22 protein-coding genes are annotated in these 25,894 nt (G+C 65.1%); 9 read left to right on the top strand and 13 right to left on the bottom strand.

The window, feature by feature from the left end:
• Positions 1-4 precede the first annotated feature (4 nt).
• Positions 5-1,411 carry a TRAP transporter large permease gene (locus tag H7H34_RS19330; RefSeq protein WP_120269703.1) on the top strand — a complete coding sequence of 469 codons (1,407 nt, stop codon included), beginning with the start codon at positions 5-7 and terminating at the stop codon, positions 1,409-1,411.
• A gap of 99 nt (positions 1,412-1,510) precedes the next feature.
• Here H7H34_RS19330 and H7H34_RS19325 read toward each other — a convergent pair whose 3' ends face one another.
• The 10 genes from H7H34_RS19325 to H7H34_RS19280 form a co-directional block, all read right to left on the bottom strand.
• Positions 1,511-1,792 (bottom strand): SCP2 sterol-binding domain-containing protein, encoded by a 282-nt coding sequence (locus H7H34_RS19325; protein WP_185926146.1) that lies wholly within the window; start codon positions 1,790-1,792, stop codon positions 1,511-1,513.
• A 99-nt stretch (positions 1,793-1,891) separates the two neighbouring features.
• Entirely contained in the window at positions 1,892-3,691 is a 1,800-nt protein-coding gene (locus H7H34_RS19320; protein ID WP_185926145.1) for an IlvD/Edd family dehydratase, read from the bottom strand.
• A 68-nt stretch (positions 3,692-3,759) separates the two neighbouring features.
• Positions 3,760-5,997 (bottom strand): heavy metal translocating P-type ATPase, encoded by a 2,238-nt coding sequence (locus tag H7H34_RS19315; RefSeq protein ID WP_185926144.1) that lies wholly within the window; start codon positions 5,995-5,997, stop codon positions 3,760-3,762.
• A gap of 136 nt (positions 5,998-6,133) precedes the next feature.
• Positions 6,134-7,162, bottom strand: coding sequence for an ABC transporter ATP-binding protein (locus H7H34_RS19310; protein ID WP_185926143.1), 1,029 nt, complete (start codon positions 7,160-7,162; stop codon positions 6,134-6,136).
• Positions 7,159-8,145, bottom strand: coding sequence for an ABC transporter ATP-binding protein (locus H7H34_RS19305; RefSeq protein ID WP_120269698.1), 987 nt, complete (start codon positions 8,143-8,145; stop codon positions 7,159-7,161). The genes H7H34_RS19310 and H7H34_RS19305 overlap by 4 nt, the downstream gene beginning before the upstream one ends.
• 27 nt (positions 8,146-8,172) lie before the next feature.
• Complete coding sequence (locus H7H34_RS19300) at positions 8,173-9,132, bottom strand: ABC transporter permease (RefSeq protein ID WP_120269697.1); 960 nt, start codon at positions 9,130-9,132, stop codon at positions 8,173-8,175.
• Between the two features lie 9 nt (positions 9,133-9,141).
• Positions 9,142-10,119 carry an ABC transporter permease gene (locus H7H34_RS19295; protein ID WP_120269696.1) on the bottom strand — a complete coding sequence of 326 codons (978 nt, stop codon included), beginning with the start codon at positions 10,117-10,119 and terminating at the stop codon, positions 9,142-9,144.
• A 147-nt stretch (positions 10,120-10,266) separates the two neighbouring features.
• Positions 10,267-11,850, bottom strand: a complete 1,584-nt coding sequence (locus H7H34_RS19290; RefSeq protein ID WP_120269695.1) for an ABC transporter substrate-binding protein — start codon at positions 11,848-11,850, stop codon at positions 10,267-10,269.
• A gap of 487 nt (positions 11,851-12,337) precedes the next feature.
• Positions 12,338-13,498: an acetylornithine deacetylase gene (gene argE, locus H7H34_RS19285; protein ID WP_185926142.1), complete on the bottom strand. Its 1,161-nt coding sequence runs from the start codon at positions 13,496-13,498 to the stop codon at positions 12,338-12,340.
• Positions 13,499-13,514: 16 nt separating this feature from the next.
• A complete protein-coding gene (locus tag H7H34_RS19280; protein WP_209006261.1) occupies positions 13,515-15,218 on the bottom strand; it encodes an adenylate/guanylate cyclase domain-containing protein in 1,704 nt (567 codons plus the stop codon).
• Between the two features lie 142 nt (positions 15,219-15,360).
• On the opposite strand from H7H34_RS19280, the gene H7H34_RS19275 reads away from it, so the two are divergent.
• Entirely contained in the window at positions 15,361-15,708 is a 348-nt protein-coding gene (locus H7H34_RS19275) for an ArsC family reductase (RefSeq protein WP_120269693.1), read from the top strand.
• Positions 15,709-15,718: 10 nt separating this feature from the next.
• Here the strand turns inward: H7H34_RS19275 and H7H34_RS19270 are convergent, their stop codons facing one another.
• The 3 genes from H7H34_RS19270 to H7H34_RS19260 form a co-directional block, all read right to left on the bottom strand.
• Positions 15,719-16,534, bottom strand: coding sequence for a creatininase family protein (locus H7H34_RS19270; RefSeq protein ID WP_185926141.1), 816 nt, complete (start codon positions 16,532-16,534; stop codon positions 15,719-15,721).
• 113 nt (positions 16,535-16,647) lie between these two features.
• Positions 16,648-17,991 carry an 8-oxoguanine deaminase gene (locus H7H34_RS19265; protein WP_185926140.1) on the bottom strand — a complete coding sequence of 448 codons (1,344 nt, stop codon included), beginning with the start codon at positions 17,989-17,991 and terminating at the stop codon, positions 16,648-16,650.
• 178 nt (positions 17,992-18,169) lie between these two features.
• Positions 18,170-18,562 (bottom strand): RidA family protein, encoded by a 393-nt coding sequence (locus H7H34_RS19260; protein WP_185926139.1) that lies wholly within the window; start codon positions 18,560-18,562, stop codon positions 18,170-18,172.
• A 535-nt stretch (positions 18,563-19,097) separates the two neighbouring features.
• Between H7H34_RS19260 and H7H34_RS19255 the strand changes: the two genes are divergently transcribed.
• The 7 genes from H7H34_RS19255 (at position 19,098) to H7H34_RS19225 (ending at position 25,853) form a co-directional block, all read left to right on the top strand.
• Positions 19,098-20,123 carry an ABC transporter substrate-binding protein gene (locus tag H7H34_RS19255; protein ID WP_120269689.1) on the top strand — a complete coding sequence of 342 codons (1,026 nt, stop codon included), beginning with the start codon at positions 19,098-19,100 and terminating at the stop codon, positions 20,121-20,123.
• Positions 20,124-20,185: 62 nt separating this feature from the next.
• Complete coding sequence (locus H7H34_RS19250) at positions 20,186-21,007, top strand: ABC transporter ATP-binding protein (protein WP_120269688.1); 822 nt, start codon at positions 20,186-20,188, stop codon at positions 21,005-21,007.
• A 63-nt stretch (positions 21,008-21,070) separates the two neighbouring features.
• Complete coding sequence (locus H7H34_RS19245) at positions 21,071-21,946, top strand: ABC transporter permease (protein WP_185926138.1); 876 nt, start codon at positions 21,071-21,073, stop codon at positions 21,944-21,946.
• A 4-nt stretch (positions 21,947-21,950) separates the two neighbouring features.
• Positions 21,951-23,270: a cytosine deaminase gene (locus tag H7H34_RS19240; protein WP_185926137.1), complete on the top strand. Its 1,320-nt coding sequence runs from the start codon at positions 21,951-21,953 to the stop codon at positions 23,268-23,270.
• Between the two features lie 3 nt (positions 23,271-23,273).
• Positions 23,274-24,674: an FAD-binding oxidoreductase gene (locus H7H34_RS19235; RefSeq protein ID WP_185926136.1), complete on the top strand. Its 1,401-nt coding sequence runs from the start codon at positions 23,274-23,276 to the stop codon at positions 24,672-24,674.
• Positions 24,675-24,684: 10 nt separating this feature from the next.
• Positions 24,685-25,266 carry an NAD(P)H-dependent oxidoreductase gene (locus H7H34_RS19230; protein ID WP_097176036.1) on the top strand — a complete coding sequence of 194 codons (582 nt, stop codon included), beginning with the start codon at positions 24,685-24,687 and terminating at the stop codon, positions 25,264-25,266.
• Positions 25,266-25,853, top strand: a complete 588-nt coding sequence (locus tag H7H34_RS19225; protein WP_097176035.1) for an NAD(P)H-dependent oxidoreductase — start codon at positions 25,266-25,268, stop codon at positions 25,851-25,853. Before H7H34_RS19230 ends, H7H34_RS19225 begins: the two co-directional genes overlap by 1 nt.
• Positions 25,854-25,894 lie beyond the last annotated feature (41 nt).

Genomic DNA, 25,894 nt, shown 5'->3' with positions numbered 1-25,894 from the left:
CGCCATGGAAGCCGGTGTTCTCTTCATCATGGTGCTCGGGCTGCTGTTCCTCGGCGTCCCGATCGCGATCGCGCTGGGCTTGTCCAGCGTCCTGACGATCGCCTTCTTCTCTCAGGACTCGATGTCCTCGGTCGCTCTGCAGCTGTTCACGGCCTCGCAGAACTACACGCTTCTGGCGATCCCCTTCTTCATTCTCGCCTCTGCCTTCATGTCGACGGGCGGCGTCGCCCGGCGCATCATTCGCTTCGCCATCGCCTGCGTCGGTCATCTGCGCGGCGGCATGGCGATCGCGGCCGTCTTCTCGTGCATGCTCTTTGCGGCGCTGTCCGGCTCCTCGCCGGCGACCGTGGTCGCGATCGGCACCATCGCGATCGCCGGCATGCGGCAGGTCGGCTACACGAAAGAGTTCGCTGCAGGCGTCATCGCCAATGCGGGCACGCTCGGCATCCTCATCCCGCCGTCCATCGTCATGGTGGTCTATGCCGCAGCGACGGACGTGTCGGTCGGCCGCATGTTCCTTGCCGGCGTCATTCCGGGTCTTGTGGCCGGCCTGATGCTGATGTTGGCGATCTACGTGAACGCACGCATCAAGAACATGCCCAAGCAGCCGTTCGGCGGTCTGGGCGAGGTCGCCTCGGCGGCCGGCGAAGCGGGCTTCGGCCTGCTGCTGATCGTCATCATTCTCGGCGGCATCTACGGCGGCATCTTCACGCCGACGGAGGCGGCCGCGGTGGCCGCGGTCTACTCGTTCCTGATCGCCATCTTCATCTATCGCGACATGGGACCGCTCAAGGGCGTTCCCATGCGCAAGGATGGCGAGACGCTGGGGGCGGCGATCCTGCGCAACGTGTGGTTGACCGTGGTTTATTTCCTGCCCGGTTGCGTTCACAGCGACACACGCAAGGTGCTGGTCGACGCATCGAAGACGACGGTGATGCTGATGTTCATCATCGTCAACGCGCTGCTCTTCGCCCACACCCTGACGGCCGAGCGCATTCCGCAGGCGATCACCGACTGGATGATCGGTGCGGGCTTCACCTGGTTCACCTTCCTGATCGCCGTGAACATCCTGCTGCTGATCGGCGGCCAGTTCATGGAGCCGTCGGGCCTGCTGCTGATCGTCGCTCCGGTGGTGTTCCCCATCGGCATGGCGCTCGGCGTCGACCCGATCCATCTCGGCATCATCATGGTGGTGAACATGGAGATCGGCATGATCACGCCGCCCATCGGCCTCAACCTGTTCGTGACATCAGGCATAACCGGCATGAGCCTCGTTCAGGTGGTGCGGGCGGCAGCACCCTTCGTGCTGATCCTGTTCATCTTCCTGATCCTGGTGACCTATGTGCCGGCACTGTCGACCTGGCTGCCCTATTCGCTGATGGGGCCGGAGCTGGTCACCCGAACGGGCTGACCTCAAGGTCGGGCAATGCCGCAACAACAAAGACCCCGGCGATGGTTCCATCGCCGGGGTCTTTCGTTCTTACGAAACGGTAAGCTCGAGGGCTTGCCGTCAGACGATGCTGCCGAGCTTCATGGCGACGCCCATGTCGCCGGCGACCTTGATCTTGCCGGTCATGAAGGCCGTGGTCGGATTGAGCTCTCCGGCCAGCAGATCCGCCAGGTTCTCCTGCGAGATCGAGATCGTGCAGTCGGCGTCCTTGTCCTCGTTGGAGACGTTGGAGCCCTCGACATAGATGACGCCCGCATCGCCGCAGTCGAACTTCACGCTGTCGGAGATGCCGCCGCCGGCCACCTTGCCGCGTACGGCCTTGGTCAGTTCATCCATCGTCATGCTTGTCCTCCTGTCGCCGGATCCGATTGGTCGCACCCAATCATGACGCTTACGTAATCGTCAAGTGTGTTTGGGTTTCCCCAACCATGTACCACGCGCTTAGTGGTTGTTTCTCGGCAATCCCTTGGAGGCGGCGATATCGCGATAGGCGACAGCCGGTTTCAGCACCATGCCCTTGTCGAACTGATCGACGATGCCACGCTGGATTTCCTGCCAGGGCGTCTGGTGATCCGGGATCGCGAAACCGCCGGCAGCCGCGAGCTCCGCCCGTCGCTGCTCCAGCTTCTCGTCCGGGATCAGGATATTGGCCGTGCAGGCCCTGAGGTCGATGCGGACCCGGTCGCCGGTCCTCAGCAGGGCGAGGCCGCCCCCAGCCGCTGCCTCCGGCGAGGCGTTGAGGATCGAGGCCGAACCGGAGGTACCGGACTGGCGTCCGTCGCCGATACAGGGCATGGCGTGGATGCCGCGTTTGATGAGGGCCGTAGGGGGCTGCATGTTGACCACCTCCGCGCCGCCCGGATAGCCGATCGGACCGGTGCCGCGAATGAACAGCAGGCAGGTCTCGTCGATCTCCAGCTCCGGATCGTCGATGCGATGGTGATAGTCCTCCGGCCCTTCGAAGACGATGGCGCGACCTTCGAAGGCGTCCGGATCGTCCGGGTTGGACAGGTAGCGGTCGCGGAACTCCTTCGAGATCACGCTCGTCTTCATGATGGCGCTGTCGAATAGGTTACCCTTCAGGTTCAGGAAGCCGGCCTTGTCGACCAAGGGGTCGCTCACTGGCCGGATCACCCGCGTATCCAGGTTCTCCACGGTGCTGCAGTTGTCGCCGAGGCTCTTGCCGTTGACGGTCAGCGCCTGCGGATGGGGCAGACGGTCTGCCTTCATCAGCTCGCCGATGACTGCCGGCACGCCGCCGGCATGGTGATAGTCCTCGCCGAGATATTCGCCGGCCGGCTGCATGTTGACGATCAGCGGAACGTCGTGGCCGAGACGCTGCCAGTCGTCGTTGTCGAGCGGCACCCCGAGATGCCGGGCGACCGCATTCAGATGGATCGGCGCGTTGGTCGAGCCGCCGATGGCCGAGTTGACGACGATGGCGTTCTCGAAAGCCTCGCGGGTCATGATGTCGGAGGGCTTGAGGTCTTCCCAGACCATGTCGACGATCCTGAGGCCTGTCTGGTAGGCGATCTGCGCGCGCTCACGGTAGGTGGCGGGAATGGCCGCGCCTCCCGGCAGCTGCATGCCCAGAGCTTCGGCGAGCGAGTTCATAGTCGTCGCCGTGCCCATCGTGTTGCAATAGCCGACCGAGGGAGCCGACGAGGCGACGAGATCCATGAAGCCGGCATAGTCGATCTCGCCGGCGGCGAGCATCTCGCGCGCCTTCCAGACGATGGTGCCGGAGCCGGTCCGCTCGCCCCGGTGCCAGCCGTTGAGCATCGGCCCGACCGACAGGGCAATGGCCGGAATGTTGACGGTCGCCGCCGCCATCAGGCAGGCAGGGGTGGTCTTGTCGCAGCCGATGGTCAGGACCACGCCGTCGATGGGGTAGCCGTAGAGCAGCTCCACCAGACCGAGATAGGCCAGATTGCGGTCGAGCGAGGCTGTCGGCCGCTTGCCGGTTTCCTGGATCGGATGAACCGGGAACTCGAAGCAGATGCCACCGGCCTCGCGGATGCCTTCACGCACCCGCTTGGCCAGCTCGATGTGGTGGCGGTTGCATGGCGAGAGATCGGAACCCGTCTGGGCAATGCCGATGATCGGCTTGCCGGACTGCAGTTCCTCCCGCGTCAGCCCGTAGTTCAGATAGCGTTCGATATAGAGCGCTGTCATGCCCGGATCGTCGGGATTGTCGAACCAGGCGCGTGAACGAAGGCGTTTGGGGTCTCTCGCGGTCATGCTTGTCTCCGATGGCCAACTGATAGCTCTATTTGTATTACAATATAGCGCAGATCAATGGCCTACGGTCATTTCCGGCTCTCCTGCGCCCGCCAGCGGCGCAGGAGAGCCGCGTTGGTGACGACGGAGACCGACGACAGGGCCATGGCCGCTCCCGCAAGGGCCGGCGTCAGCATGCCGAGCGCGGCAAGCGGGATCCCCACAACATTGTAGATGAAGGCCCAGAAGAGGTTCTGGCGGATCTTGCGAACCGTGGCGCGGGAAATGTCGATCGCGTCGGCGACGAGATCGGGGCGGGAGCGCATCAAGGTGACGCCCGCCGTTTCCATGGCTACTTCCGTGCCGCTGCCCATGGCAATGCCGACGCTGGCCGCAGCGAGCGCGGGCGCATCGTTCACCCCGTCGCCGACCATGGCGACGGTCCGGCCGGCTCCCGTGAGGTCGGCGATGGTCTCCGCCTTTCCTTCAGGTGCGACACCGGCGATCACCCGGCCGATGCCGGCCTCGGCGGCGACGGCTCGTGCCACGGCTTCCGTGTCGCCGGTGAGCATCACCGTCTCGATGTCCATGTCGGCAAGGCGCTTCAGGGCGGCGGGGGTCTCATCGCGCAAGGTGTCGGCCATCGCGATCACGCCGACAGCCCGGCCGGCAACCGCAACGCCTGCGCAGGTCTTTCCCTGTGCTTCGAACTCACGGAAGATCTGCAGCACGAGGAACGTGTCGACCGAGTTGTTTTCCAGCAGCCGGCGGTTGCCGATCAGGACCTGTTCATCGGCGATTTCCGCAATGATGCCCTGGCCGGTAACGGCTCGGAAGTTTCCGGGTCGCGACAGTTCGAGGCCGCGCTCGCGTGCGGCTGCGACGATGGCGCCCGCCAGCGGATGCTCGCTGGGAAGCTGGGCGCTGGCGGCGATGCGCAGCAGGCGATCCTGGTTGCCGTCGAAGGCACGGATGTCCGTGACTGCGGGGGTGCCGCGGGTAAGCGTGCCGGTCTTGTCGAACACGACCGTGTTTACCGAATGCGCGGTTTCGAGAGCCTCAATGTCCCGGATCAGGATGCCGGCGCGTGCCGCCGCCCCGGTTCCGGCGACCAGTGCCGTCGGGGTCGCAAGGCCGAGCGCACAGGGACAGGCGATCACCAGAACGGCGACTGTGGCACCAATGGCGGCATCGAGACCGGCGCCCGAGAACCACCAGCCCGCGAAAGTGGCCAGCGCCACCAGGACGACGACGGGCACGAAGATCGCGGAGACCTTGTCCACCAGTTTCTGCACTGGCGCACGGGAGTTCTGCGCATTCTCGACGAGGCGGATGATCGAGGCGAGCTTGCTGTCGCCCGCAACGGCGCTGACCTCGACGGTCAGAGCGCCCGATCCGTTGATCGTCCCGCCGATGACCTCGTCACCGGCGGCCTTGGCGACCGGCATGCTTTCGCCGGTCAGAAGCGCTTCGTCCACCTCGCTGGCGCCGTCGCGCACGGTGCCGTCTACCGGCACACGCTCGCCGGGGCGCACGAGAATGGCGTCGCCCGGAAACAGGCTCTCGACCGGCACGGTCTCGATATCCTCGCCCGAGATCTTGTGGGCGATCTGGGGCTTCAACTCGCTCAAGGCCCGGATGGCGGCCGTGGTGGTGCGCTTTGCGCGCATTTCCAGCAGCTTGCCGAACAGGATCAGCGTCAGGATGACCGAAGAGGCCTCGAAATAGAGATGTCCGGGCTCCTGCGGCCAGGCCATCACGGTTAGGACAAGGCTGTAGCCATAGGCCGCGGTCGTGCCGAGGACCACCAGCACGTCCATGTTGGCGCCGCCGCCGGCCAGTGCCTTGAAGGCGCCCACATAGAAGCGGCGCCCGGCCAGAACCTGCACCAGACCCGCCAGAATGGCCTGCAGCCAGCCCGGGGGCATCAGCATGACGCCGAAGGGCATTGCCACCATCGAAGCGACCATCGGGGCCGACATGAGAGCGGAGAAAATCAGCAGAAGCAGCGTCTGCCGTTCTTCGCGGCGAATGCGGGCGTCGGTTTCGTCCTGTCGGCGCTTTTCTTCCTGCCACCCGGTGGAGCGCTCGCGGGCGGTATATCCCGTCGCCTCCACCGCGGAAATGATGTCTCCGGCCGTCACGCTGCCGTCCGTCTGGACCACCGCTGTCTCCAGCGGCAGGTTCACGGTGGCGCGCAAGATGCCGGGCTTGCGGCTCAGGACTTTCTCGATGCGTGCCGAGCAGGCCGCGCAGGTCATTCCGCCGATATCGAGATGAACGAGAGGCGTGGCTCCGGGCGGCGAGGCCGGGAGTGCGTCACGCATTTGGGGGGCGGCTTGTGTCATCCGCTGATCTCCGTTGCAGGAGCCCTGTCCGGCAGGAGGGCAGGACAGGTTCCGATGGTGTCGGCAGCGGGTATAGGACTTCCGGTCACTGGAAGGTCAAGGGGGCAGGGCGAGGTCAGGCCCGCCCTTCCTCGACGGCATGACAGGCGACCCCGGCGCTGCCGGTATCCCGCAGCAGAGGCAGCTCGTTTTTGCAGCGCTCGTTCGCGAGGGGACAGCGCGGATGGAAGGCGCAGCCGCTCGGCGGATTGATCGGATTGGGGATCTCGCCTTCGACGGGCCGGCGAGGTGTGCCGGTCATCTCCAGGTCGGGGATCGCGGCCAGCAGCATCCGGGTGTAGGGGTGGCTTGGATTGCGGAAAAGCTCATGGCTTTCAGCTACTTCGACGAGGCGGCCGAGATACATCACGCCGATGCGCTTGGCCATGTGGCGGACCACGGCGAGGTCATGGCTGATGAAAAGGTAGGTCAGCCCGAACTCGTCCTGCAGGTCGCGCATCAGGTTGAGGATCTGCGCCTGTACCGACACATCCAGCGCCGAGGTCGGCTCATCGCAGACCAGGAACTCGGGCTTTGACGCAAGCGCGCGGGCAATGCAGATACGCTGCCGCTGTCCGCCGGAAAACTCGTGCGGATACTTCGCGCCATCGCGCGGATGCAGGCGAACCAGTTCAAGCAGTTCGCCGACACGGGCGGAAATCGCCGCCTCGGAACTTTCCAGCTGGAAGGCGCGGATCGGCTCCGCGATGATCCGGTCGACCCGCCAGCGCGGGTTGAGGCTCGCGTATGGGTCCTGGAAGATCATCTGGATCCGCCGGCGCAGGTCGCGCATCTCCTGTCCCGACTGGCGGCGCGAGCGCATGTCGACGCCCTCGATGCGGATCTCGCCTGCGCTTGCCTCCAGCAGGCCGACGACCATCTTGGCGACGGTCGACTTGCCCGAGCCGGATTCTCCCACCAGCGCAAAGGTCTCGCCCTTCGAAATGGAGAAGGAAATGTCCTGGGCTGCCTTGAGGAAGGCTTTTGGCGTGCGCTCCAGTACCCGGTTGAGCCAGGGCTTTGAAACGTCGAACGTCCGCGAGAGCGAGCGGACCTCGACAACAGGGTCGTTATCGGCGACGGCGTGCTGCGTGGCTGTGCTCATCGGCCTGCCCCTTCGGTTTCCAGCAGTTTCCAGCAGGCGGCGTGGCTTTCGCCGGCGGGCATCAGGTCGGGCCGTTCGACGCGGCAGCGGTCCATCGTCAGCGAGCAGCGCGGATTGAAGGCGCAGCCGCTGGGAATGGAATCGAGCCGGGGCATGGACCCGGGGATCTGGGTCAGCCGGTCGTGGTCTCCGGTGAGGGAGGGAATCGCGCCCATCAGACCGATCGTGTAGGGGTGGCTGGGAGACTTGATGACATCCTTGACCGGTCCGATCTCGGCGATGCGCCCGGAATACATCACGGCCACCCGGTCGGCGGTCTCGGCGATGACGCCCATGTCGTGGGTGATCAGCATCACCGCCGTGCCGTGGTCGCGGCATACGCGCTGCAGAAGGCGGATGATCTGCGACTGCACCGAAACGTCGAGAGCGGTGGTCGGTTCGTCTGCGATCACCAGTTCCGGCTCGGCGCACAGGGCAAGGGCGATCACCACGCGTTGGCGCATGCCTCCCGAGAACTGATGCGGATAGGCGGACAGTCGTTGTCCGGCCGCCGGAATGCCGACTTCCTCCAGCAGCGCCACCGCCCGGTCGCGCGCCTCCCGCTCGGAGACGGGCAGGTGCGTCATGATCGTTTCGATGATCTGGTCGCCGATGGTGAAGAGCGGATTGAGGCTGGTCAGCGGGTCTTGAAAGACCATGCCGATGCGCTTGCCGCGCAGCTTGCGCATTGCGGCCGGCGACAGGTTGTCGATGCGCTCGCCCTTGAGGCGGATCTCGCCGCCGGCAATGCGCCCGGGTGGCTCGAGCAGGCCGATCACCGCCGTGCCGGTGATCGATTTGCCTGCGCCGGACTCGCCGACGACGCCCAGCACTTCACCTTCGCGCAGGTTGAACGAGATGCCGTCGATCGCCGTCAGCACGCCGCGACGGGTGGGGAATTCGACCCGAAGGTCCTTCACGGAAAGCAGGGGATGTCTCGTCATGATCAGCCGTCTCTGTCCGTGTTCATGTCAGCGCAGTTTCGGGTTGAGGGCATCGCGCAGCCAATCGCCCAGAAGGTTCACCGCCAGCACCAGCACGGCGAGCGCGCAGCCGGGGAACATCGCAATCCACCACTCTCCCGAGAACAGGAAGTCGTTGCCGATGCGCACCAGCGTTCCGAGCGAGGGCTGGGTGGGCGGGATGCCGACGCCGAGGAACGACAGGGTCGCCTCGGTGATGATCGCGAGGCCGAGATTGATCGTAGCGATGACCAGCACCGGCCCGATGACGTTGGGCAGCACATGCCGGATCATGATCAGGAAGGGCGGGATGCCGATCAGCCGGGCAGCCTGCACATATTCCTTGTTGCGCTCCACCAGCGTCGAGCCGCGCACCGTACGGGCGAACTGAACCCAGAAGGACAGTGCGATGGAGAAGACCAGAATCCAGAATGCGAAGCGTTCGCGGTCGAGATTGCCGAAGACGGCGCGGGCGACGCCATCGACCAGCAGCGCGATCAGGATCGCCGGGAAGGTCAGCTGCACTTCGGCCACGCGCATGATGACCGCATCGACCTTGCCGCCGACATAGCCGGCGATCAGTCCCAGCAGCACGCCGACGATAGCGGCGAAGAACACCGACAGGAAGCCGACGGCGATGGAGATGCGGGCGCCGTACAGGATGCCCGAGAACACGTCGCGGCCCTGGTCGTCGGTGCCCAGAAGATAGTTCGGATCGGAATACTCCATGCCGACCGGCGGCAACCGTGCATCGAGAATGGAGATACTGGCGAGGTCGAACGGATTATGCGGGGCGATCCAGGGCGCAAGGGCCGCGCCGAACAGGAACAAGAGCGTCACGATCGCGGAGAGGATGGTGACCTTCGACCGCAGGAAGGAGTGCATGATGTCGCTGTCGAGCATGCGCGACAGCCTGCTGCGGCCGCGCGCGTCCTGCTTGATTGCGCTCTCGTCGGTGGCATTGGTCATGATCGCCTCCTAGTGCGCTGCACGCTCGACCCGCAAGCGCGGATCGACGCGGAAATAGAGCAGGTCGACGATCAGATTGATGATCACGAACAGGAAGGCGATCAGCATCAGGTAGGCCGCCATGATCGGGATATCGACATTCTGGACCGCCTGCAGGAACAGCAGGCCCATGCCCGGCCACTGGAACACCGTTTCGGTGATGATGGCGAAGGCGATGATCGAGCCGAGCTGCAGGCCGGTGATGGTGATGACCGGGACGAGGGTGTTCTTGAGTGCGTGTCGGAAGTTGATGCTGCGCTGACGCAACCCCCGGGCGCGGGCGAACTTGATGTAGTCGGTGCGGATCACTTCCAGCATCTCCGACCGCACCAGGCGCATGATCAGCGTCATCTGGAACAGGCCGAGCGTGATGGCGGGCAGGATCAACGCCTTGATGCCGCTCCAGGTGAGCAGACCCGTGGACCACCAGCCCAGTTGCACGACTTCGCCGCGGCCGAAACTCGGCAGCCATTGCAGGGTCACTGCGAAGACGAAGATCAGCAGAATGCCGATGAAGAAGGTGGGGAGCGAGATGCCGATCAGCGAGATCGACAGGAAGAGTTTCGACAGCCAGCTGTCCCGGTGCAGGCCCGTGTAGACGCCCATCGGGATACCGACGAGCAGGGCGAACAGGGCCGAGACCAGGGAGAGCTCCAGGGTCGCCGGCAAGCGGCGCCCGACCAGTTCGGCGACGGGTTGGCGGAACTGGTAGGAGGTGCCGAAGTCGAACTGTGCCGCCTTGGTGATGAAGCGGCCGAACTGGACGAGCATCGGGTCGTTGAGGCCAAGGCGCTCGCGCAGCGCCTCGCGTTGCTCTGGCGTCGTCTCGACACCGACCATCTGGTTGACCGGGTCGCCGACGAAACGGAACAGGGTGAAGGAGATCAGGGCCACGACAAGCATGACCAGGATGGCCTGCAGGAGGCGGCGGATTGTGAAGGCGAGCATGGGGCCTCTGCGTCAGGTACCTCGACCTTCGGGTCGCAGGTTCCGGTTTCGCTCCGGCGGATCCCTTCTGTCGTCGGGCGGGATTACCGAGAAAAGGCTGCAGCCCGGCACGAGAGTCCGGGCTGCAGAACCGGCAGGGCGCCGGTGTTACTTCTTGACGACCCAGCGATAGTGGAACTGGTCGTCCGCACGCTGCACGACGTCGACGTTCTCGGCGACACCCCAGGCCAGCGCCTGCTGGTGCAGCGGGATGTGGGACACGTCCTCATGCACGATGGTGAAAGCCTGGGCAATCAGCTCGTCGCGCTTGGTCGCGTCGTTCTCGACGAGAATCTGCGCTGCCAGCTCGTCGACCTTCGGATTGCAGTAGCCGCCGAGGTTGAAGGGGCCACCCTTACCCTTGTCGTCGCGGCAGCCGGTGATGTTGTGCAGCACGTTCCAGCTGTCGAAGGAACCCGGGGTCCAGCCGAGCAGGTAGAACGAGGTGTCGTAGCCGTTCGAGGCCAGCACCTTGGCGAAATACTGCGCTTTGGGCTGGGCGTTGAGATCCACCTTGATGCCGACGCGGGCAAGGAAGGAGGCAACCGCCTGGCAGATCGCCTCGTCGTTGACGTAGCGATCGTTCGGGCAGTCCATGCCGACCGAGAAGCCGTCCGCATAGCCGGCCTCGGCGAGCAGGGCCTTGGAGGCCTCGGGATCATACGGGTGACGCTTGAACTCGTCCGACCGCGAGTACTGGAACGGCGAGATCAGCAGGGCGGACGGGGTCGACAGGCCGCGCATCACCTTGTCGCGGATCGCGTCCATGTCGATGGCCTGGTAGAAGGCTTTGCGGACCCGCACGTCCTTGAACGGGTTCTTGCCCTTCACGCTGGAATAGAGCAGCTCGTCGCGCTTCTGGTCGAAGCCGAGGAAGATGGTGCGCAGCTCCGGACCGGTGAGGGCCTTGGTCTGCGGGCTGTCCTCGACGCGCTTGATGTCCTGCACCGGGATCGGGAACACCATGTCGAGCTCGCCCGACAGCAGCGCCGCGACGCGGGTCGCGTCGGAGCCGATCGGCGTGAACTCGACCTTGTCGATGTTGCCGGCGACCTTGTCCCACCAGTTCTCGTTCTTCTCGAACGTGGTCTTCACGCCCGGCTCATGGCTGATGAGCTTGTAGGAGCCCGTGCCGTTGGCGTGCAGCGAGGCATAGTTCGGCGCGGTGTCGGACGCGGAGGTGACCTTCACGGCGTTGTTCGCCTCGGTCCATTCCTTGTCCATGATGTACCAGGTGTCCCACTCGTAGTGGAGAATGGGATTCGGGCCGGTCAGCACGAAGTCGACGGTGTGATCGTCGACCTTCTCGACCTTCACGTCGGCGCCGATGCGCGTTGTGAGGTCCGAGCCTTCGGAACGGATGCGCTCGGCGGAGAACACCACGTCGTCGGCCGTGAAGTCGTTGCCGTTGTGGAACTTGACGCCTTTGCGCAGATAGAAGCGCCAGCGGGTCGGCTCAAGGATTTCCCAGCGCTCCGCCAGGCCGGGCTCGATCGTGAGGTCGGGAGCACGCCGGGTCAGACCCTCGTAGACATTGCCGAGCGTGCCAAGCGTGAAGGTCTCGTTCAGGGAGTAGGGATCGAGCTGGTTCAGGGTTCCCTGGAAGGCATAGCGGAGCGTTTCTGCCGATGCAGCCGTTCCCAGCAGCGACGTGATGAGTGCTGCCGCAGCTATTGTCGATTTGATGCGCATAGTCCCCTCATGACTTATCGTTGTCTCGGGCTCCTCCGACGCCGACCTCAACGGATGGCGCCGACCCGATGTGCCGCATTTTTGCGGATCACCAGACTGCATCTAAGCAATGTCGAAAGCGACAGTCCAGCATGCGCTGGATGCGAAAGAGAGGAATGGCGTATGACGTAACGGAATGACCGTCCTGTCTCCGCACCGTTCCTTGCGGAACGCGCGCCAGATCCTCGCATGCAAGCGCCAGGTGCCTGTGGATTATCTGTTCGGCTCGCAGGCAGGTGTGATCCGAATTGGCAGGGGCGGGGCTCGCAGCTCCGGCGGGAAACGCGATGTCGAAGCTGTTCGGGCAGACGGGCGGGGAGCGCAAAAAAGCGCGCGCCGTCGAGGTGCGGCGTCGGGCCGCTTGGCCGGCGCTGTCCCGGCCAAGCGGCTCTTCTGGCGATCAGCGCCGGACCGGGCGCCATTTCCGACGGAATTGCGTGTCGGCGGTCTAGCGGCACATGTCGGCGATCAGCCGCGAAACGAACCTGTCCGCCGCGGCGATCTCCGCTTTCTCGATGAACTCGTCCGGCTGGTGGGCCTGGTCGATGGAGCCCGGGCCGCACACGACGGCGGAAATGCCCCGTTCCTGGAACTGGCCGGCCTCGGTGCCGTAGACGACCATCTGGCGGCTGTTGTCGCCGGTCAGACGGCGGGCGAGCGCTTCGGCCGGACCGTCCTGCTCCTCGCTGAGAGCGGGGGCATAGGCGATCTTCTCCACGCTGACCCCGGTGTCCGGATGGATCGCGTGCATGCCCGGCTCGATCTGCGTGCGGATGAAGCCGTCCAACCGCTCCAGCCAGGCTTCCAGCGTGTCGCCGGGAACGGTGCGGATGTCGCAGAAGAACGAGCAGGAGCGCGAGACGATATTGGCCGCCGTGCCGCCCTCGATCACGCCGCAATGGAGCGTGGTGAAGGGCGGATCCATCGCAAGGGCCGGATCGGCGGCGCGCTGGTTTTCGCGGGTGCGATCGTCCAGCCAGGAAATGATGCGGGCAGCGTTGGCGATCGCCGAGACGCCGCGATCCCACTGGCTGGAGTGAACCGAGTGGCCGCGAACCGTGACGCGGATGACCGCCGTTCCCTTGTGCGCGGTGATGACGCGCATGTTGCTGGGCTCGCCGACAACCACCATCGAGGGCTTGGGACCGCTGCGCAGCATCGAATCGATCATCGGCGGGGCACCGATGCACCCCAGTTCCTCGTCATAGGACAGGGCGATGTGGATCGGCCGGGTCAGGGGGGCGGCGACCATTTGCGGCACGGCGGCCAGTGCGACGGCGGCAAAGCCCTTCATGTCGCAGGTGCCGCGGCCATAGAGCCGACCGTCCGCCTCGCGCAGGACGAATGGGTCGCTGCTCCAGGCTTGTCCCTCGACGGGCACGACGTCGGTATGTGCCGACAGGGCGACGCCGCCGTCCTTCTGCGGGCCGATCACCGCATGAAGCGCGGCCTTGGCGCCGGTGGCGTCGGGCACGCGTTGCGATGCGATGCCATGTCCGGCGAGATAGGTTTCGACGAAGTCGATGAGATCGAGGTTGCTGTTGGAAGAGACCGTCGGAAAGGCGACGAGACGAGCAAGCATTTCCTGGGAAGAATACTGTTGCGACATGGAGAGGACGACCTGATCAGGCGGGGGAAGGAGACGACTTGCCGAGAGTATCGACCAGGTGCGCCGGCGGGTCGAGAGCGAAAACATCGAGCGGCTCGCGTCGGCCTCTGACCGCGATCTCCGTTCTGCCCGTCAGGTCGCAGGTGTAGCCGGCAGCCTCCAGCACGGCGCTCGACACGACGAGACTGTGGCCCAGTTCCTTCGTTGCGGTCTCCAGCCGGCTGGCGATGTTGACGACATCGCCGAGCGCGGTGATGCGGCCGCTGGCACCGTTGCCGCTGACCGCGCCGATGCGGCCGAGGATCACCGGCCCGGCATGCAGGCCCATGCCGACCCGCAGCGGCGCGCTGAGCTGCGGGCCGAGTTCGACATTCAGCCGCTCCATGGTTTCCGCGATGGCACTGGTTGCTGCCAGGGCGTTACGGCACCCGGCCTGCAGACCGTCCTTCATGCCGAAGATCGCCATCACGCCGTCGCCGATGAACTTGTCGACATAGCCGCCGCAGGCTTCGATGGCGCGGGCGGTCTCGCCAAGATAGCGGTTGAGCAGGAACACGACGTCGTAGGAAAGGCGGGTTTCGGCAAGGCCCGTGAAGTTGCGCAGGTCGATGAACAGGATTGCCGCCGGCTGCTCCACGCCCCAGTGATAGGCATCGCCATCGGATCCGGCGACCCGCACAGCGCCGCTTGCCGGCACCAGGGGCTGGACCTTGAGGGGAGCTTCCGGCCGCACTTGGCAGGCGAGGCGGATGTCCTCGCCCGCGCTGATCCTGGTCAGCACCTTGGCTTCGGTGGCGGACGGGGCGGGCAGCGTGTCCAGCCCGTCGAGAATGCGGGTCCGGCATGTCGAGCAGCGCGCGCGCCCGCCGCAGACATCGGCATGGGGAATGCCGTTCATCTTGCTGATTTCCAGCAATGTCGGGCCGGGGGCGACCTTCACCACCCGGTCGCCCGGGTAGGTGATCTCGATAGTCTGGCGCGAGCGGCGGACAAGCGCCCTGAGGACGATGACGACGACGACCAGCGCAACCAGTGCATAAAAGCCGTTGCGCAAAAAGGTGACCAGTGGATCGGACCAGGAGGTCATTTCCTGGGTCAGGGGGAACGGCGTGTTCTCCGTCAGGCGCAGTCGGCGGCCCGCGTCGATCCAGCCCCAGGACGCCAATACGGGCACGAGAAGCGCTAGGGCGAACAGAAACGGCTTGAACGGTGCGTAGCCGGGCTTCAGGCGGAGCCAGAAGTGCACCCCGATCATGCCGTGCAGCCAGACCAGCAGCATCAAGACGGTCTGGTTGAAAATCAGGCCGGGCCACAGGACCGTGAGCACGTTGCGGTAGGTGTCCTCATAGCCGAAGCGATAAGCCAACCCGCCGGTGCCGATGGCATGGGGCAGCAGGAGGAAGGGTATGGACAGCCCGAGCAGGAGCTGCGCCCACTGCCAGGCTGAAAGGCGAAGGCTGCGGCGGCGGGCAGTCTTCCACAGGGCGAGTGCGATGTGCACCAAGAGGGCCGAGAGCAGCAGGATTTCGCCGGGCGGGCTGCGCCAGATGGCAAGAAATACCTGCCGTCCGGCCTCCATCGCCTCGATCGACCAGATGCCGAGCATGTGGTTGAGGAAGTGGCTGAACGCGAAGGCGAGCAGCACAAGGCCGCTGCCCAGCCTGAGCCGCTGCCGGATTCCCTGTCCGTCCGCAGATGCGGACGTCTTCTTCTGTGCCATCCAAGCCGCCGTCCGCTCGTCCCGCAGCTTGCGGGAAGGTCACGTCTTTCGGGCCCGGCCTTGACGTTGCAAGCGCCGGTCGCCCATCCTGCGGCGACCCTTGGCGATGTCTCGCCAACCCCTCCTGTCAGGAACCCTGACCATGGCCGCCATGCTCTACGGTATACCGAATTGCGACACGGTGAAGAAGGCTCGCCGTTTCCTCGACGAAAACGGCGTCGCCTACACCTTTCACGACTACAAGAAGGCCGGCGTCGACGAAGGCCTGTTGCGGTCCTTCTTCGAGGCTTTCGGATGGGAGGCCGTGGTCAACACGCGCGGCACCACCTGGCGCAAGCTGCCGGACGAAACGAAAGCCAAGGCGGCCGGTGAGGCCGGAGCGCTCACCGTGCTCATGGAGAACCCGTCAGCGATCAAGCGGCCGATCTATCACGATGGCGACCGCTGGCTGATCGGGTTCGATCCGGCGTCCTGGTCAACGCTGCGCTGACGTTCCTGCCTCAGGCGTCGCCGTCCGGCTTCCACAGCCGGTCGAGGTCGAAGGCGTGCATGTCCTTGAGCAGATCGACGAAGCCGCGCGCGGCATGATCGAGCGAGGCTTCGCCCTTGGCAGCGTTGGCCGCAGCTGCATTGCCCACCGTTCCTGCCGGATTGAGGTCCTGGGCCTTCCAGCCGAACTGGGCCGGGCCGTGGCCGCGCAGGTGCTTGAATTCGCGCAGGAAGTCGAGCTGGGTGGAGCGGAAATCCTCCGCCTTGCGCATGTCGACCAGATCCGGGCGCAGATACAGCATCAGCGATGTCTCGACGTCACCGCCATGGATGCCGTAGGTGAATTCCTTGTCCGGGAAGATGCCGTGCGGCTGACCGAAACGTGACCAGCCGGTCGCGGTGACCAGCATGTCATGCTTCACACGCAGCTCGCGGGCAACGATGTCGATCAAGGGCACGTTGCCGCCATGCGAGGTGACCAGGACAAGCTTGCGCACGCCGGCGCGAAACACGCTTTCGCCGATCTCGACCCAGGCACGGGTCGCCGTTTCCCACGACAGCGTCAGCGTGCCCGGCGAGGAGATGTGCTCGTTGGACTTACCGACGGCCTGAACGGGCAGGAACGTTGCCGGCACGTCGCGCGGCAAAAGTTCCAGCACCCGCGAGATCTGGCCCTCGGCGATGCAGGTGTCGGTGAACACAGGCAGGTGAGGGCCATGCTGCTCGATCGCCGCCACGGGCAGCACCGCGACCCACGACGAGGTGTCGGCGTTGGCAAAGTCGAAGGCGGTCATCTCGTGCCAGAAGCGGCGGGGCAGGTCTGTCATGTTTTGCAGCTCTCGTTGGCGTTGCGGCCTCTTCTTGCGAAGTCAGGGCCGAAGGCGAAAAGGACCGGGCGGGGAGCCCGGCCTCCTGTGATGTGGGCCTGCGGAGCCGGTCGTCAAAGTGCTTCCAGGAAGCGCTTTGCAGCAGCGCCGTGCTCGGCGCGCAGGCGTTCGATGTCCATGTGCACGGGGCGAGCGTCGATCACTTTCCAGTCTCCGGCCACCATCACGCGGTTCGCGCTGTGGGCACCGCACAGGATCAGCGCGGCAAGCGGATCGCCGGCACCGGAAAAGCGAAGCTCGTCGAGCCGGTAAAAGGCAAGGTCCGCCTGCTTGCCGACGGCGATGGCGCCCAGGTCCTTGCGGCCGAGGCAGCGCGCCGATCCTTCCGTCGCCCAGCGGTAGGTGTCGAAATGGGTTACCGAGGCCGCGTCGTAGGTCAGCCGGTTGATCATCAAGGCGTGGCGCAGGCTCTCCATCAGATTGGAATTGTCGTTGGAGGCCGAGCCGTCGACGCCGAGGCCCACCGGACAGCCCGCCGCTTCCAGCTCCTTCGTCCGACACTGACCGGAGGCCAGCGTCATGTTGGACGTCGGGCAATGGCAGACGCCGACGCAGGCATGGCCGAGACGCCGTACCTCGTCATCGTTGAAATGGATGCCGTGGGCCAGCCAGACACGCTCGTTGAGCCATCCGCATTCCTCGAGATAGTCGACGGGGCGGCACTGGAAATGGTGCAGGCAGTAATCGTCCTCGTCGATGGTCTCGCCGAGATGCGTGTGCAGGCGACAGTCGAAGCGCTCGGCCAGGGTGACGCTCTCGCGCATCAGCCGCTTGGTGACGGTGAAGGGCGCGCAAGGGGCAAGAGCCACCTGGATCATCGCGCCTTCTGACGTGTCGTGATAGCGCGACAGCACCCGCTCGCAGTCGGCAAGGATCGTGTCCTCGTCCTGCACGGCCGTGTCGGGGGGCAGGCCGCCATCCTTCTGGCTGAGATTCATCGAGCCGCGCGTCACCGTCATGCGGATGCCGAGACGCGTTGCCTCTTCCACCTGGATATCCATCGCGTTCTCGAGCCCGGCGGGAAAGAGATAGTGATGGTCCGAGGCGGCGGTGCAGCCCGACATCAGCAACTCGGTGAGGGCGAGACGCGTGCCGAGCCGGAAGGTCTCCGGCGTGACGTTTCTGGCCCAGATCGGGTAGAGCGCCTGGAGCCAGGGAAACAGCTCCTTGTTGATGGCGCTGGGATGGGCCCGGGTCAGCGTCTGGAAGAAATGGTGGTGGGTGTTGATGAGCCCGGGGATGACCACTTCGGAAGAGGCGTCGTAGGTGGTGTCCACCGGGCTCGACGGCTCCTGCCCGGCCGGCACGCATTCGGCGATGCGTCCCTCCTCCACCACGATGCCGCGGGCGGCATTGTCGGCAAGGATTGCGAGCGGGTCCTTGATCCACATGCGCATGAAGGTGCGTCCTGTTGTCGGGTCGACCTGCAGGCTTGGATAGCGACCCGAGGCCGCCCGAGTTCCGCACAGGGAAAGGTTGCAAGATCGGCGCCGGCCTGCGAAGCGCGGGCGCGGAACCGACCCTAGCAGAGGGGGGAAAGACCCGGCAACGGGCTCCTTCAGCGGGCGGAGCGAATCACGCCTGCGGAGCGGCAGCGATCACTTCCACCTCGACCACGAATTCGGGTCTGGCGAAGCCCGAGACGATCATCAGCGTGGAGGCGGGCGGGGGCGAGTCGGTGAACTCGTCGCGCGTCTTCATGTAGCCGGGAAGATGTTCGCGGCCCGTCACATAGGCGTTGATCCGCACAATGTCCGAAAGGTCCATTCCGGCGGCCCCAAGGATGCGGCGAATGTTCTCGAAGCACAGGCGGGTCTGGCCTTCCACATCGGCCGGCACATCGCCTCGCGAATCGATGCCGAGCTGGCCTGAGCAGACGACCAGGCGGTGCCCGGCCGGCACCTCTATCGCGTGGCTGTAGCGGGCAAACGGCGGGGCCATGTCGGCGGGCGTGATCGCTGTTTTCATGCGGGTCTCCGGACGGTGCCTGTCCTGACTGGGCGCGCCTGCAGCCGGTTGCGTCAGGGAAAGGCGGGCGGGTGGTGGATGAAAGGCTAGCCGGATCGGGGGGCGCCGGGAAAGGTCCTGTCGCATTCCGGTCGCTCGGACGTGCTGAAATTTCCGGCGCAATCGAAGGGTGCGATGCTGCTTTTTTGTGCGGACAAGCTGGGTTAGTGTGGCGCGTCGATGTCATGAAGCGCTGCTGAAGGGGATGTAACTGGTCGCTTTTGCCACTGTCCCTTCGGCGCAGGTTCCAGAAACGGTTCCGGCCCTTGCAGGACTGTCAGAATTGACTGGTACCCTTGGGCGTATGGCACGTCGATTGCTGTGCTGAGAGGAGATGGCTGCAATTTGAGCGTGGCCGATCCTCGATGGCCGATCATACTCGATCGGCTGTGGCGGTTCCCGCTCCGCGAGCGTGGATCGCCCTAAAACAAGAACAGGACGGATGGCCCGCAAAGGCCGAAGCGAGTTTGAAGCATTTCTGGAGGCGAACAGCATCATGCGGACAGTTTCGAAGGGCGCCCTGCTTGGGGGCGCGGCACTTGCGCTTGTTTCGGTTTCGGCGGGCGCGTCGCTTGCCCAGGAGGCGGTGACGTTCGGCACCAACTGGCTCGCCCAGGCTGAGCATGGCGGCTACTACCAGGCCGTTGCCGACGGCACCTACAAGGCTTGCGGTCTCGATGTCACCATCGTGCCGGGCGGTCCGCAGGTGAACAACCGGGCACTCATGCTGGCCGGCAAGATCGACTTCCTGATGGGCGGCAACATGCTGCAGACCTTCTTCGCCGTGCGCGAGGACATTCCGGTCGTCGTGGTGGCCGCGGACTTCCAGAAAGAGCCGCAGGTGATCATCACCCATCCCGGCAAGTATGAGAGCTTCGAGGCGATGGCCGGCACCGCGCCGCTGCTGATCGGCGACAACGGCTTTGCCTCCTACTACCAGTGGATGATCTCCGAGTTCGGCTTCACCGTCGAGCAGCGCCGCCCCTACACGTTCAATCCGGCGCCGTTCCTTGCGGATCCGGCGGCCGGCCAGCAGGGTTACGTGACATCCGAGCCCTACGCGGTCGAGCGCGAAGGCGGGTTCGTTCCCGACATCTACCTGATCGCCGACTACGGCTTCAGCACCTACGCGACGACGGTCGAGACGATGGCCGACACGGTCGCCAACCGGCCCGAGGTCGTGAAGTGCTTCGTCGAAGGCTCGGCCATCGGCTGGAACAACTACCTGTACGGCGACAACTCCGCCGCGAACGATGCGATCAAGGCTGCCAATCCGGAAATGACCGACGAGCAGATCGCCTTCTCCATCGACAAGATGAAGGAGTACGGCATCGTCGATTCCGGCGATTCCGAGACGATGGGCATCGGTGCGATGACCGACGAGCGGATGACCGACTTCTACCAGAAGATGGTCAAGGCCGGCGTCATCGAGGACGGGCTCGACATCAAGAAGACCTACACGCTCGAGTTCGTGAACAAGGGCGTCGGCCTCGACCTGAAGAAGAAGCTGACGGGGAACTGAACGGCCTTGTCCAGTTGCACAGCGATCCGGTCGGCCCGGCCGGCACCAGAGGGAGGCGCGCGATGAGCGCCTCCCCGATCATCACGGCGGGGGGCGCGGTCGCCCCCCGTACCCCCATCGTCTCGCTACAACGGGTGTCGAAGACCTTCGCCAACGCCACAGTGGCGTTGAAGGACATGACGCTCGACATCAACAGTGGCGAGTTCGTCAGCCTTCTTGGTCCCTCTGGCTGCGGCAAGTCGACGGCGCTGCGCATCATCGCCGGGCTGTCGAGCCCGACGGCGGGTCGGCTCATGTGGCCGGACGAGCGGCCCGGTGCGCACGATCACGCCATCAGCTTCGTCTTCCAGGAGCCGACCCTGATGCCCTGGGCGACGGTGTTCGACAACGTGCACCTGCCGCTCAAGCTGAAGGGCAAGTCCGCCGACGCCTCGCGCACGGCCGTGATGGAGGCGCTGGAAATGGTGGGGCTGGAGCGCTTCGCGACCAGCTATCCGCGGGAACTGTCCGGCGGCATGAAGATGCGCGTTTCCATCGCTCGGGCGCTGGTCACGAAACCGCGTCTTCTTCTGATGGACGAGCCTTTTGCAGCACTCGACGAGATCACCCGCTTCCGCCTCAACAACGACTTGCTGCGCCTGTGGCAGGAGTTCGGCTGGACGGTGATCTTTGTAACCCACTCGGTGTTCGAGAGCGTCTATCTGTCCAACCGGATCGTCGTCATGGCTGCCCGGCCCGGACGCGTCGTTGCCGATCTTGCCGTGGATGCGCCCTATCCGCGGGACGAGACGTTCCGGACCTCGCATGTCTACTCGGATTACTGCCGCAGCGCGTCGGAGGCGTTGCAGGCCGCGATGGCCGCCGAGGGTGACAACAACCACTGAGTTGCGGTGCCGGGTCGAGGCGACCTGCGCCGCTTTTTCGCCGAACAGCCAGAGGACGACCGCATGACGGCCAACCTGGACACGACCGCAAGCCCGAGCGTCGAGGCGGCCGCGCCCGTCGACCCGGCGGAACAGCGCAAGGCGCGCCGCGAGCGTATCGACCGGACCGCCCGCTGGCTGCTGCCGGTGGTGGTGATGATCGCCACCATCGCCCTGTGGCAATGGTATGTCGTTGCCTTCAAGGTGCCCCACTACATCCTGCCGGGTCCGGACCGGGTGGTGCAGGCGCTGATCTCCGACTGGTCGATGTTGTGGCCGGCCCTGCTGATCACCATCGCGATCACCCTGGGGGCGCTGGTCATCGCTACCGTCGGCGGTGTCGGCCTGGCGGTGCTCTTCGCCCAGTCGAAATGGGTGGAGATGTCTTTCTTTCCCTATGCGGTGATCCTGCAGGTGACCCCGGTCATCGTGATCGCGCCGCTGATCTTCATCTATGTCCCCTCGAAGATCGCTGGCCTTTTGATCTGCGCGTGGATCGTTGCGTTCTTCCCGATCCTGTCGAACACGACGCTCGGGCTGAACTCCGCCGATCACAATCTGCGCAACCTGTTCCAGCTTTATGGTGCCACCCGCTGGCAGACGCTGCGCTATCTCCGCCTGCCGGCGGCGCTGCCCTATTTCCTCGGCGGGTTGAAGATCGCCGGGGGACTGTCGCTGATCGGTGCCATCGTGGCGGAGTTCGTCGCCGGCACCGGCGGTCTCGGCTCGGGCCTTGCCTTCAAGATCCTGGAGGCGAGCTACCGGCTGAACATCCCGCGCATGTTCGCCGCCATCCTGCTCATCTCGGTCACGGGCATCATCATCTTCGCCAGCTTGAGCGTGCTGTCGCATCTTCTTCTGCGCCACTGGCACGAAAGCGCGATCAAGCGGGACTCCTGATCTCATGACACATGCCGTGCCCGAAATTCCCGCAACCGGCAGGGTCCTGCTGGCCAACGCCACCGTGCCGAGCGCCGTCACCAGCGGCACGCTGAACCATATCGGCGATGGTCTCGGCCGCGCGGACATCCTGATCGAGCACGGCGAGATCGCCGCCATCGCGCCGCCGGGACTGCTGGACGAGCGGGACAGAATGGCGATGGTCGAGCTCGACGGCGGACTGGTGCTGCCGGGTTTTGTCGACATGCACACGCATCTCGACAAGGGCCATATCTGGCCGCGCCGGCCCAATCCCGACGGCACCTTTCCCGGCGCGCTGGAAGCGGTGTCGGCAGATCGGCCGGCACGCTGGTCGGCAGCGGATCTGCGGCGGCGCATGGACTTTGCCCTGCGCTGCGCCCATGCCCACGGCACGGTGATGATCCGCACGCATCTCGACAGCATTCCGCCGCAGGACGAGATCAGCTGGCCGCTTTTCGCCGAGATCCGGCAGGAATGGATGGACCGGATAGAGCTGCAGGCGTCCGCCCTCTATGGTGTCGAGAGCCTTCTGATCCCTGGTTTTCTCGACCGGATCGCCGACACGGTGAAGAAGACGGGCGGCACGCTCGGCGCCGTCACATACATGATCGAGGGGCTAGAGGGGCATATCGACGCCCTGTTTCGCGCTGCGTCCGAGCGCGGTCTCGACCTCGACTTCCATGTCGACGAGACCGCGGACCCGCAGGCGCGCTCGCTGGCGCTTATTGCCGAGGGCGCGCTTCGCAACCGCTTCGAGGGCCGGATCGTCTGCGGCCATTGCTGCTCGCTGGCCCGGCAGGACGCTGATGAGGCCGACCGCACGCTGGACCTCGTGGCAGAGGCGGGGATCGGCGTGGTGTCGCTGCCGCTCTGCAACATGTATCTGATGGACCGGCAGGCCGGGCGGACACCGCGTTGGCGCGGCGTGACGCTGCTGCACGAGATGAAGGCGCGGGGCATCCCTGTTGCGGTAGCCTCCGACAACACGCGCGATCCCTTCTATGCCTATGGCGATCTCGACATGGTCGAGGTGTTCACCCAGGCGACGCGCATCCTCCATCTCGACCATCCCGCCGACGACTGGATCCGCACGGTGACGACGACACCGGCGAGCCTGCTCGGCGATCCGACGCGCGGGCGGATCGATGCGGGGCTGGCCGCTGATCTCGTGCTTTTCCGGGCCCGCAACTGGAACGAACTCTGCGCGCGGCCGTCCGGACCGCGCCGGGTCATGCGCGCCGGCATTGCTCTTGAGCGCACACTGCCCGACTATCGCGAACTCGACGATCTGATGGAGCCTTGAATCATGCATGACATCGCCGCGCTCAAGACCGCCCTGGAGGGTCTGGCGATCGAGGACAATCCGCAGATCGTGCGGCAGAAGAGCCGCGACTTCTTCTGGTATTCGCCCGTTCTCAAGCGCCAGCTCGAGGACGTTACCGCCGACATCGTCGTCAGTGCCCGCAGCCAGGAGGATGTCATCCGCGTCCTGAAGGCCTGCTACGAGTTGAATATTCCGGTGACGACGCGCGGCGCCGGGACCGGCAATTATGGCCAGGCAATGCCGCTGTCCGGCGGCGTCGTGCTCAGCCTTGCCGAGATGAACCAGGTGCTGGAGACCGGTCGCGGTTTCGTGCGGGCCGAGGCCGGCGCGATCATGTACGCCATCGACGAGGCCGTACGTTCCACGGGTCAGGAACTGCGGATGCACCCGTCCACCTACCGGACGGCAACCATCGGCGGCTTCATTGCCGGCGGGTCCGGCGGCGTCGGATCGATCAACTGGGGCGGACTGCGGGACTTCGGCAACATCATCTCGCTGAAGGTGGTGACGATGGAGGCCGAGCCGCGAGTGCTGACGCTGTCCGGCGAGGACATGCACAAGGTCAGCCATGCCTACGGCACCAATGGCATCATCACCGAAGTCACCGTGCCGCTGACGGCGGCCTACGACTGGGTCGACGTTCTCGTCGGCTTCGACGATTTCGCAGGCGCGGCACGCTACGCCGACGCGGTTGCCAATCAGGACGGCATCCTGACCAAGGAGATCGCGCCGATCGCCGCGCCGCTGCCGCACGACTACTTCCTGCGGCACCGCAAGTTCCTGCGGTCGGACCAGTCCGTGTGCGCGCTCATGGTGGCGCCCTTCGCGATGGACGCGTTCGATGCCTTCACCCGGCGCCAGAAAGGGGCGGACTTCGTCTACCGCTCGGACCTGGCGAGCGAGGAGGAGAGCAAGGGACTGCCGCCGGTCTATGAGCTGACCTGGAACCACACGACGCTGCGCGGTCTCAGGGTCGACCCGACCATCACCTACCTGCAGGTGCTCTATCCCTTCCCCGACCATGTGCAGAAGGCGGTGAAGCTTTCGGAGATGCTCGGCGACGAGGTGCCGGGCCACCTGGAATTCGTCCGTTTCGACGGCAAGATCACCTGCTTCGGCCTGCCGGTGGTGCGCTACACGACCGAGGAGCGTCTCAACGAGATCATCCGCATCCACGAGGATCTCGGCTGCCCGATCTTCAATCCGCATCGCTACACGCTGGAAGAGGGCGGCATGAAGCAGACCGATGCGGTTCAGCTCGCCTTCAAGGGCGAGGCCGACCCCAAGGGCCTGCTCAATCCGGGCAAGATGATCGCCTGGGAGAACCCGGACTTCGACTTCTCGGCCGAGCAGACCTTCCTGTTCCCCGGTCTGGCGCGATAGGTCTTCAGCCTTGCGCGTGCTCCTCATCCATGCGCATCCGGTGGAGGAAAGCTTCTCCACCGCGCTGAAGAACGAGGTCTTGCGAGTGCTCGTGGCGGCGGGCCATTCGGTCGAGGAATGCGATCTCTACGCCAGGGGCTTCGACCCGGTGCTCAGCCGGGAAGAGCGGCTCGCCTATCACGACGTCGAACGCAATCGCGAACCGGTGGCGGAGTATGTCGAGCAGCTGATGCGGGCGGAGGCGATCGTCCTTGTCTATCCGGTCTGGAACTTCGGCTTCCCGGCGATCCTGAAGGGCTATTTCGACCGTGTCTTCCTGCCCGGGGTTTCCTTCCGCATGCGTGACGGCAAGGTCGTGCCAAATCTCCAGCACATCCGCCGGCTCGTCGCAGTGACCACCTATGGCGGCAGCCGGCTTCGCGCCTGCCTCGTCGGGGATCCGCCGCGCAAGCTGGTCCGCCGGGTGCTGCGGGCGCTCATCGCGCCGACCGGGCGGCTGTCCTATCTGGCGCTCTATGACATGAACCGGATCGACGAGGCCGGGCGCAAGGCCTTCGTCGCGCGCGTGACTGCAGAACTTAAGAGGCTTTGATGCGCGTCCTGGTGATCTTCTGCCATCCCGCCTCGGACAGCTTTTCCGCGTCCCTTTGCCGGACGGTGATGGAAACGCTCCGCGCCGCCGGCCACGAGACGCGGCTTACCGATCTTTATGCCCGCGGCTTCGATCCCGTGATGCAGGAGGGTGAGTGGCGGCGCTATGCCGATCCGGCGGTCAACCGGGACCCGGTCGCCGAACATGTCGACGACATCCTGTGGGCGGAGGCGCTGGTCTTCGTCTACCCGACCTGGTGGTACGGGCTTCCTGCGATGCTCAAGGGATATCTGGACCGGGTCTGGATCCCCCATGTCACCTTCGATATCCCGACCGAGACCACCGGCACGCGGCCACGCATGCAGCATATCCGCAAGATCGCGGTGGTCACGACCTGCGGCGCGTCCTGGCTGATCTCCAAGATAATCGGCGAGCCGGGTCGCAAGACCGTGTTGCGCGGCATCCGGGCGCTTTGCCATCCGCGCTGCCGTGTCCGCTATCTTGCCCACTACAAGATGGATACCTCCACGGATGACAGCCGCAGGCGCTATCTTGAAAAAGTGAAACGCAAGCTCGCGCGGTGGTGAGCCGTCTTTCCTGTCCGCTCCAATGCCCGGCCGCCTGACCG

The organism is Stappia sp. 28M-7, from assembly GCF_014252955.1.
Taxonomy (GTDB): Bacteria; Pseudomonadota; Alphaproteobacteria; order Rhizobiales; family Stappiaceae; genus Stappia.
The sequence above is the reverse complement of the archived record's forward strand: the minus strand, read 5'-3'. Positions and strand labels throughout refer to the sequence as shown.